At 57.8% G+C, this 8,675-nt stretch carries 8 protein-coding genes and 1 pseudogene; 5 read left to right on the top strand and 4 right to left on the bottom strand.

The window, feature by feature from the left end; translation table 11 throughout:
- The 3 genes from ERD80_RS20735 to ERD80_RS20725 form a co-directional block, all read right to left on the bottom strand.
- On the bottom strand, positions 1-308 hold a 308-nt coding region (locus ERD80_RS20735), incomplete at its 3' end, for an MFS transporter (protein ID WP_136548373.1).
- 92 nt (positions 309-400) lie between these two features.
- Complete coding sequence (pyk, locus tag ERD80_RS20730; protein ID WP_021509977.1) at positions 401-1,843, bottom strand: pyruvate kinase; 1,443 nt, start codon at positions 1,841-1,843, stop codon at positions 401-403.
- 107 nt (positions 1,844-1,950) lie between these two features.
- On the bottom strand, positions 1,951-2,820 hold the full coding sequence (locus tag ERD80_RS20725; RefSeq protein WP_136548371.1) for a MurR/RpiR family transcriptional regulator: 870 nt from the start codon (positions 2,818-2,820) through the stop codon (positions 1,951-1,953).
- A gap of 373 nt (positions 2,821-3,193) precedes the next feature.
- Between ERD80_RS20725 and zwf the strand changes: the two genes are divergently transcribed.
- From zwf to ERD80_RS20710, 3 genes are all read left to right on the top strand, one after another.
- On the top strand, positions 3,194-4,669 hold the full coding sequence (gene zwf, locus ERD80_RS20720; RefSeq protein WP_021509979.1) for a glucose-6-phosphate dehydrogenase: 1,476 nt from the start codon (positions 3,194-3,196) through the stop codon (positions 4,667-4,669).
- Positions 4,670-4,829: 160 nt separating this feature from the next.
- Positions 4,830-5,276, top strand: a complete 447-nt coding sequence (locus tag ERD80_RS20715; RefSeq protein ID WP_136548369.1) for a hypothetical protein — start codon at positions 4,830-4,832, stop codon at positions 5,274-5,276.
- Between the two features lie 178 nt (positions 5,277-5,454).
- A complete protein-coding gene (locus tag ERD80_RS20710; protein WP_136548367.1) occupies positions 5,455-6,102 on the top strand; it encodes a bifunctional 4-hydroxy-2-oxoglutarate aldolase/2-dehydro-3-deoxy-phosphogluconate aldolase in 648 nt (215 codons plus the stop codon).
- An 86-nt stretch (positions 6,103-6,188) separates the two neighbouring features.
- Here the strand turns inward: ERD80_RS20710 and purT are convergent, their stop codons facing one another.
- On the bottom strand, positions 6,189-7,367 hold the full coding sequence (purT, locus tag ERD80_RS20705; RefSeq protein WP_031280195.1) for a formate-dependent phosphoribosylglycinamide formyltransferase: 1,179 nt from the start codon (positions 7,365-7,367) through the stop codon (positions 6,189-6,191).
- Between the two features lie 161 nt (positions 7,368-7,528).
- On the opposite strand from purT, the gene ERD80_RS20700 reads away from it, so the two are divergent.
- On the top strand, positions 7,529-8,170 hold the full coding sequence (locus tag ERD80_RS20700) for a DUF533 domain-containing protein (protein WP_136548365.1): 642 nt from the start codon (positions 7,529-7,531) through the stop codon (positions 8,168-8,170).
- A 119-nt stretch (positions 8,171-8,289) separates the two neighbouring features.
- Positions 8,290-8,675 (top strand): annotated as a pseudogene (locus ERD80_RS20695) (oligopeptidase B); the annotation flags it as partial.

Genomic DNA, 8,675 nt, shown 5'->3' with positions numbered 1-8,675 from the left:
CTGCTCACCCAGGTGGTGAGAACACAGGCGGCGGCAAAGAACAGAATGCCGAACAGCAACACCGGACGCCGGCCATATTTATCCGACAGCGGACCGAGCAGCCACTGCAGTACTACGCCGCCCATCAGATAGGCAGTGAGTGAGGTGGATACCCATTCCGGGCCGACGTTAAACTCGGCGGTGACCAGCAGCATGCCGGGCTGAATCATGTCATGGGCGATGTAGGTCGCGAACTCAAACAACACCAGCGCCAGCGGAAACAGCAGCACGCGTCCGGTGAGTTGACTGATGGGTTGATAGCGGGCCATCTGGCCTCCTTGTCAGTGAAAAATAAAACGCGACTGCCAGGCAGTCGCGTTTGTCCATGTTGTTACAGCCGCTGTCAGGAGGTGCGTAAAACTCAGTCTACGCGCAGGACACGGCTGGTGTTGGTGGTGCCGGTGGTCGCCATCACGTCGCCCTGGGTGACAATCACCAGGTCGCCGGAGACGAGGAACCCTTTGTCGCGCAGCAGATTAACCGCATCGTGCGCGGCGGCGACACCATCGTTGTTGCTGTCAAAGAACACCGGCGTCACGCCACGGTACAGCGCGGTCAGGTTCAGGGTACGTTCATGACGTGACATTGCGAAGATCGGCAGACCGGAAGTGATGCGCGACGTCATCAGTGCGGTACGGCCAGATTCGGTCATGGTAATGATGGCCGACACGCCCTGCAAATGGTTAGCGGCGTACATCGCCGACATGGCAATCGCTTCTTCGATGTTGTCGAACTGCACGTCCAGGCGGTGTTTGGATACGTTCACGCTTGGAATTTTTTCCGCGCCGAGACACACTTTCGCCATCGCCGACACGGTTTCCGCCGGATACTGACCGGCCGCCGTTTCCGCCGACAGCATCACCGCATCGGTGCCGTCCAGCACGGCGTTTGCCACATCCATCACTTCCGCGCGGGTCGGCATCGGATTGGTGATCATCGACTCCATCATCTGGGTAGCAGTAATGATGGTGCGGTTCAGCTGACGCGCACGACGAATCAATGCTTTCTGAATGCCCACCAGCTCCGGATCGCCAATTTCCACGCCGAGATCGCCACGGGCCACCATCACCACGTCGGAGGCGAGGATGATGTCGTCCATCGCTTCCTGCGTTGCCACTGCTTCGGCGCGCTCCACTTTTGCCACCAGTTTGGCGTCGCAGCCGGCATCGCGTGCCAGACGGCGCGCGTAGTTCATGTCTTCGCCGTTACGCGGGAAGGAGACCGCCAGATAGTCGACGCCAATTTTCGCCGCGGTAATAATATCCAGCTTATCTTTTTCGGTCAGCGCTTCAGCCGACAGGCCGCCGCCGAGCTTGTTGATGCCTTTATTGTTGGAGAGCGGGCCGCCGACGGTCACTTCGGTGAAGACTTTCACCCCCTGAACTTCCAGCACCTTCAGCTGCACACGACCGTCGTCCAGCAGCAGGATATCGCCCGGCACCACATCTTCCGGCAGGCCTTTATAGTCGATACCGACTTTCTCTTTGTCGCCTTCACCTTTGCTCAGGTTGGCATCCAGCAGGAAGCGGTCACCGACATTGAGGAAAACTTTGCCTTCTTTGAAGGTTGATACGCGAATTTTAGGGCCTTGCAGATCGCCAAGAATGGCGACGTGGCGACCGAGTTTGGCCGCAATCTGCCGCACTTTATCGGCGCGCAGTTGATGATCTTCCGGGGTGCCGTGGGAGAAATTGAGTCGCACAACGTTAGCGCCCGCCGCGATGATTTTTTCGAGGTTGTTGTCGCGATCGGTGGCGGGGCCGAGGGTTGTAACGATCTTGGTTCTTCTGAGACGTCTGGACATGAAGGACTCCGTGGACAAAGTATCGTGTCGATCACAAGTGACACGCAATGGTCACTCATTCTATATGATCGAGGGGCTGTGATTCGACTCACATTGTGAATGTGATGTTAATTATTTTGCTGTGCGCGTGATTCCGTCGCCGGCTTTTCGAGGCGCGACGCTTTCAGCGCCTCTTTTACCCGCTTGAGATTCTCACGGAAAGCCGTACCGCGCTCCAGGGTAAAACCGGTTGCCAGCACGTCAACCACGGTGAGCTGCGCCAGGCGGGAAACCATCGGCAGATAGATGTCGGTATCTTCCGGTACATCCAGCGTCAGCGCCAGCGTGGCTTCCTCAGCCAGCGGCGATCCGGGCGAGGTGATAGCCAGTACGGTGGAAGCGTTTACACGAGCCAGGCGAGCCAGTTCTATCATATTTTTGGTGCGGCCAGTATGCGATATCAGAACAAACACGTCATTTGGTCCACTATTTATGCAACTCATGCGCTGGATCACAATATCCTCGGACCAGACGACCGGCAGATTAAAACGCAGAAATTTATTGGTGGCATCATGCGCCACCACCGCCGAGGCGCCAAGACCAAAGAAGGCCACTTTATGGGCCTGTGACAATGCCTGCACCGCCTGAGCCACCACCTGCATATCCAGTTGCTGACGCACGCGGCTGAGTCCCGCCAGCGCGGAATCAAAAATCTTGTGGCTGTAGCGTTCTACGCTGTCATTTTCTTCGACATCGCGACTGACCCAGCTCGGCCCTTTGGCCAGACTCTGTGCCAGCTGCAGCTTGAAATCGGGAAAGCCGCGCGTGCCCATGCGGTGACAGAAGCGGTTCACCGTCGGTTCGCTGACCTGCGCCGCCTGTGCCAGCGTGGCAATGCTCGAGTGCATCGCCTGCTGCGGCGCGGCCAGAATCTGTTCTGCCACTTTGCGTTCTGATTTGCTCAGCGCGGCCAGTTGCGCCTGTATTTGATCCAGCATGTTATTAACCCGATGACCATCAATCACTTTTTTGCGTTCACCCGTGCGTGAAATCGCTGCCAATTATGCGGAATATACCGTGTAATAGCCTGACGTACGCAGCGGCGGACAAATGTAACCGCGCTTTTTTTGTCATACTTTGATCGCTGCCGGGTTTTCGCCCGACAAACATCGAAACAGAAAAAGGCGCGTTAGCGCACTTCGCAACACGTTAAATGCGCCCCGGCGGTGCAGGATAATCACCTGTAACCGACCGCAGCCGGGTTGTCCTGGCGCGGTGAAAAAAGTACATTGTGCTGTAAGAAAATTACAATAAGGACCCGGCAGGATGAGGACGCTCAGGCCGGGTATATCCTGCAACGAGGAGAGGAAAATGGCGGTAACACAAACAGCCCAGGCATGCGATCTGGTGATTTTCGGTGCCAAAGGCGATCTTGCACGCCGGAAACTGTTGCCTTCACTGTATCAGCTGGAGAAAGCCGGTCAGATTCACGATACCACGCGCATTATTGGCGTGGGTCGCGCGGAGTGGGACAAAGAGGCCTACACCAAAGTGGTGCGTGAAGCGCTGGAAACCTTCATGAAGGAGAAGATTGACGAAGCGCTGTGGGACAAACTCAGCGGCCGTCTCGACTTCTGCAACCTCGACGTTAACGACACCTCGCACTTCTCGAAACTGGGCAAGATGCTGGATCAGAAAAACCGCGTCACCATCAACTATTTTGCCATGCCGCCGAGCACCTTTGGCGCCATCTGTGAAGGCCTGGGCGCCGCTAAACTCAACGCCAAACCGGCGCGCGTGGTGATGGAGAAGCCGCTCGGCACCTCGCTGGAGACCTCGCAGGAGATCAACGACAGCGTCGGTAAATTCTTCGATGAAAGTCAGGTGTTCCGGATCGACCATTATCTCGGTAAAGAGACGGTGCTCAACCTGCTGGCGCTGCGTTTTGCCAACTCGATTTTCGTTAATAACTGGGACAACCGCACCATCGACCACGTGCAGATTACCGTGGCGGAAGAGGTGGGTATCGAAGGCCGCTGGGGTTACTTCGACAAAGCTGGCCAGATGCGTGACATGATCCAGAACCACCTGCTGCAGATCCTGACCATGATCGCCATGTCGCCGCCGTCCGATCTCAGTGCTGACGCGATTCGTGATGAGAAGGTGAAAGTGCTGCGCTCGCTGCGCCGCATCGACCAAACCAACGTGCGCGAGAAAACCGTACGCGGTCAGTACACTGCCGGTTTTGTGCAGGGCAAAAAAGTGCCGGGCTACCTGGAAGAAGAGGGGGCTAACAAGCAGAGCAGCACCGAAACCTTCGTCGCCATCCGCGTGGATATCGATAACTGGCGCTGGGCGGGCGTGCCTTTCTACCTGCGCACCGGTAAGCGTCTGCCGACCAAGTGCTCAGAAGTGGTGGTGTACTTCAAAAACCCGGAAATGAACCTGTTTAAGGACTCTTACGCCGAACTGCCGCAGAACAAGCTGACGATTCGTCTGCAGCCGGACGAAGGCGTGGATATTGAGATCCTCAACAAGGTGCCAGGTCTCGATCACAAGCATAAGCTGCAGACCACCAAGCTGGATCTGAGCTACTCCGAAACCTTCAATCAGTCGCATCTGGCGGATGCCTACGAGCGTCTGCTGCTGGAAACCATGCGCGGCATTCAGGCACTGTTTGTGCGCCGCGATGAAGTTGAAGCGGCATGGACCTATGTCGATTCGATTATTGAAGCGTGGAATGCGGATGGCGACGCCTCCAAACCGTATCAGGCCGGCACCTGGGGACCGGTCGCCTCGGTAGCGATGATCACCCGCGACGGCCGTTCGTGGAACGAATTTGAATAACCGCTCCTGCATCGCTGACTGAGAAGTTCATGATAACGCCCCTGCGCTGCTCGCCAGGGGCGTTTTGTTTTCAGTCAGCAGGGTTTATCCTGGTCGCCATTAATGGCAACCCTACAGAATGGTGCGCAATGATGCGCAAATGATAATGCTAAGGAAACGTATGGAAACGCTAATGCGCAATAAATGGAGTTCTGTCGGTATGCTGCTGGGGGCCATAGCATTCATGCTGGTTGCAGTTCACTTAACTTTCGGCCCGTTCCAACATCGTCCCTCAATTGAGCAGGTGGTAGCAGAACAGGTTGCCGCAGTGAAGAAAGGTGTTCTTGCCGGACTAAAAGGAGAGAACGTGCAAAGTTCTACATCGAAAGCCAGCAAGATGGACATCGATGGGCTGCTTACCATTACGGATGTCGTGCTGGCGGCTATTGCCCTGCTGCTGGCCGCGTTTGGTGGTATGCGCAAAGAGAGCCGCTGGAGTGTTTACGGCGCGCTGTTTTTCGCAGGTGCCACTCTGACGTTCCATGCCTTCGTGGCTGGTATGGCTCTGGTCAGTGCACTGGTGTTTTTATTAATTGTTTTAGCGGTTGTCTCACTGGTGCTGGGTTAAAACTGCAGACGCAGGCATCAGGCTCAACTTGCGAGCGGATACAGGTCATCACCAAAATGAACCGCGGTTTCAAAAATTGATGATATCCAATAGACGTCCGTCCGGCCGATCTTGTATGGTAGGGGTCTCTTTCTGACAGCCGGACCGCGCGTCGGGCTGTCTCTCCTGAGGAAACGTAATGAAGAACTGGAAAACGAGTGCGGAACAGATTCTGACTACCGGCCCGGTTGTGCCGGTGATTGTCGTCAATAAGCTGGAACATGCGGTGCCGATGGCCAAGGCGCTGGTCGCAGGTGGCGTGCGCGTGCTGGAAGTGACGCTGCGCACGCCGGTGGCGATGGATGCGCTGCGGGCAATGATCAAAGAAGTTCCGGAAGCGATTGTAGGTGCCGGCACGGTGATCAATACCCAGCAGCTGAAAGAAGTGACCGACGCCGGCGCGCAGTTTGTCATTAGCCCGGGGCTCACTGAGCCACTGCTCAAGGCGGCGGTGGAAGGCCCGGTGCCGCTGATTCCAGGCATCAGCACCGTGTCGGAACTGATGGTCGGCATGGATTATGGTTTGCGCGAGTTCAAGTTCTTCCCGGCAGAGGCTAACGGTGGCGTCAAAGCGCTGGCGGCGATTGGTGGTCCATTCCCGCAGGTGCGTTTCTGTCCGACCGGCGGCATTTCACCGGCCAACTATCGTGACTATCTGGCGCTGAAAAGCGTGCTGTGTATTGGCGGCTCGTGGCTGGTGCCAAACGATGCGCTGGAGAGCGGCGGCTGGGATCGCATTACGCAGCTGGCGCGTGAGGCTGTGGCAGGCGCGGCTTCACCCCGCTGATCGCGAATAGCGCTGCCGCGTAACTGCAACGCGGCAGCGGTCAATTTTTTGCGGGTGGTGATGGCGCTGCGTCACCACCCGGTCAATCAGCCCTGAACCTGCACGGCCGCGGCGCTGGCAATGGCGCGGGCCACGGCATCATCGGTGCTGTCACCGGTCGCCAGCGCGACGCCCAGACGGCGCTGCCCCGCAATTTCCGGCTTACCAAACAGGCGCAGCTGCAGACCGGCGCCGAGTGCGGCTTCCACATTCACAAACTGCACGTTGTGGCTATCGAGCTGTGGCAGGATCACCGCCGAAGCAGCCGGTCCATACTGGCGAATGCCGCCAATCGGCAGGCCGAGGAAGGCGCGCACGTGCAGTGCGAACTCAGAGAGATCCTGCGAAATCAGCGTCACCATACCGGTATCGTGCGGACGCGGAGAGACTTCGCTAAACACCACCTCGTCGCCGCACACAAACAGCTCCACGCCAAACAGGCCGTAACCGCCGAGCGCTTTCACCACGTTAGCGGCGATGTCCTGTGCGCGCTGCAGGGCCAGTTCGCTCATCTGCTGCGGCTGCCAGGATTCACGATAATCACCGTCTTCCTGACGATGGCCAATTGGCGCGCAGAAATGGATGCCGTCCACCGCGCTGATGGTCAGCAGGGTGATTTCAAAATCGAACTTCACGACGCCCTCGACAATCACCCGGCCCGCGCCCGCGCGTCCGCCTTGCTGCGCGTAATCCCAGGCGTGATCCAGCTGGCTGGCTTCGCGTATGAAGCTCTGGCCTTTACCGGAGGAGCTCATTACCGGTTTTACGATGCAGGGAAAACCGATCTCGTGCGCGGCCGCGACGAAACGCGCTTTGCTATCCGCAAACTGATAGGTTGAGGTCGGTAACGCCAGCTCTTCTGCCGCCAGACGGCGAATGCCTTCGCGGTTCATGGTCAGACGCGCAGCACGGGCCGTCGGCACCACTTTTTGCCCCTGCGCTTCCAGCTCCAGCAGTTTTTCGGTGGCGATGGCTTCAATTTCCGGCACCACAAAGTGGGGCTGCTCCTGCGCAATCAGCGCCGCCAGTGCGTCACCGTCCAGCATGTTAATGACGTGGCTGCGATGCGCAACGTGCATCGCCGGGGCATCGGCATAGCGATCGACGGCGATCACTTCCACCCCGAGACGCTGACACTCCAGCGCCACCTCTTTGCCCAATTCACCTGAACCTAACAGCATGACACGCGTTGCGGCAGGACGCAGCGCGGTTCCGAGAGTCGTCATAATTTCACCTTAGCAGTCAAAATGCGCGCGCAGTATAAACGAAAACGTTTGCGTACTCACGCATTGCGCACGTCCGGCTTTGCCATACTTTGCCGGCTCTGACGTTAACTGACACAGCGTGCGGCAGCATAGTGAGCGGAAACTTAAACAGGAGTTAAACGATGAGTAACTGGCTGCAGCAAATTCAATCGGTTCTGGCAAAGAAGGGCGGTGACGGCAAATCAGGCGGCCTGAGCGATATGCTGGCACCCGGCGCGCTGGGTGGCCTGGCGGGTTTACTGGTTGCCAGCAAATCGTCACGCAAGCTGTTAACCAAATACGGCGGCACCGCGCTGCTGGTCGGCGGTGGTGCGGCGGCAGGCGCGGTGCTGTGGAATAAATACAAGCAGCGCGTGCGGGAAACCCATCAGGATGAGCCTGCGTTTGGCCAGCTGCAGACGCCGCTCGACCAGCGCGCGGAGCGACTGGTAACCGCGCTGGTGTTTGCTGCGAAAAGCGACGGGCACATTGACGATCGCGAGCGCAGGGCCATCGAGCAGAATATCCATCAGGCCGGTTACGGGGCGCAGGCGGAAGCGCTGATTCAGCAGGCAATGAACCGTCCGCTCGATCCGCAGTGGCTGGCCGCCGACGTGAAAAACGAAGAGGAAGCGCTGGAACTCTATTTCCTTAGCTGCGCGGCGATCGATGTCGATCATTTCATGGAACGCAGTTACCTCTCCGCGCTCGGCGATGCGCTGAAAATCCCGCAGGACGTGCGCGACGGTATTCAGCGCGACATCGCGGCGGAAAAAGCGGCCTGAGTCACGCCGGAGGCGGTTGCGGCGGCCTCCGGTTACACTTCGCGTGCGTTTCCGGCTTGGCTTCCTCTGCCAGAAGTGCCACGCTTGCAGGATGTCGTCTTTCAGGGAGAAACTCTGTAATGAATCAGCCGCAAGCGAAAAAAATCCCCCACCACATGACGTTACACGGCGAAACGCGCACCGATAACTATTTCTGGCTGCGTGATGATGACCGGCAAAACCCCGAGGTACTGGCTTATCTGGAGGCGGAAAACCGCTACGGTAAAGCGATGATGGCTTCTCAGGATGCGCTGCAGGATCGGGTACTGAAAGAGATCATCGATCGGCTGCCGGCGCAGGACCATTCGGTACCGTACGTTAAACGCGGCTACCGCTATCAGAGCCGTTACGAAGCCGGCAATGAGTACGCGGCCTATTTCCGCCAGCCGGTGGATGCGCCCGCCGACCAGCCGTGGCAACTGCTGCTGGATGGCAACCAGCGCGCCGCGCACAGTGACTTTTACAC

Origin of the sequence: Pantoea sp. R102, from assembly GCF_004916815.1 — a bacterium.
GTDB lineage: Bacteria > Pseudomonadota > Gammaproteobacteria > Enterobacterales > Enterobacteriaceae > Pantoea > Pantoea dispersa.
This window is presented reverse-complemented; position numbering and strand designations above follow the sequence as displayed.

What these genes read in the sequence shown, in the direction of transcription:
- zwf (WP_021509979.1), top strand. Translation starts at nt 3,194, where the DNA reads ATGGCGGTAACACAAACAGCCCAGGCATGCGATCTGGTGATTTTCGGT.
- ERD80_RS20700 (WP_136548365.1), top strand. Translation starts at nt 7,529, where the DNA reads ATGAGTAACTGGCTGCAGCAAATTCAATCGGTTCTGGCAAAGAAGGGC.
- ERD80_RS20725 (WP_136548371.1), bottom strand. Translation starts at nt 2,820, where the DNA reads ATGCTGGATCAAATACAGGCGCAACTGGCCGCGCTGAGCAAATCAGAA.
- ERD80_RS20710 (WP_136548367.1), top strand. Translation starts at nt 5,455, where the DNA reads ATGAAGAACTGGAAAACGAGTGCGGAACAGATTCTGACTACCGGCCCG.
- ERD80_RS20715 (WP_136548369.1), top strand. Translation starts at nt 4,830, where the DNA reads ATGGAAACGCTAATGCGCAATAAATGGAGTTCTGTCGGTATGCTGCTG.
- pyk (WP_021509977.1), bottom strand. Translation starts at nt 1,843, where the DNA reads ATGTCCAGACGTCTCAGAAGAACCAAGATCGTTACAACCCTCGGCCCC.
- purT (WP_031280195.1), bottom strand. Translation starts at nt 7,367, where the DNA reads ATGACGACTCTCGGAACCGCGCTGCGTCCTGCCGCAACGCGTGTCATG.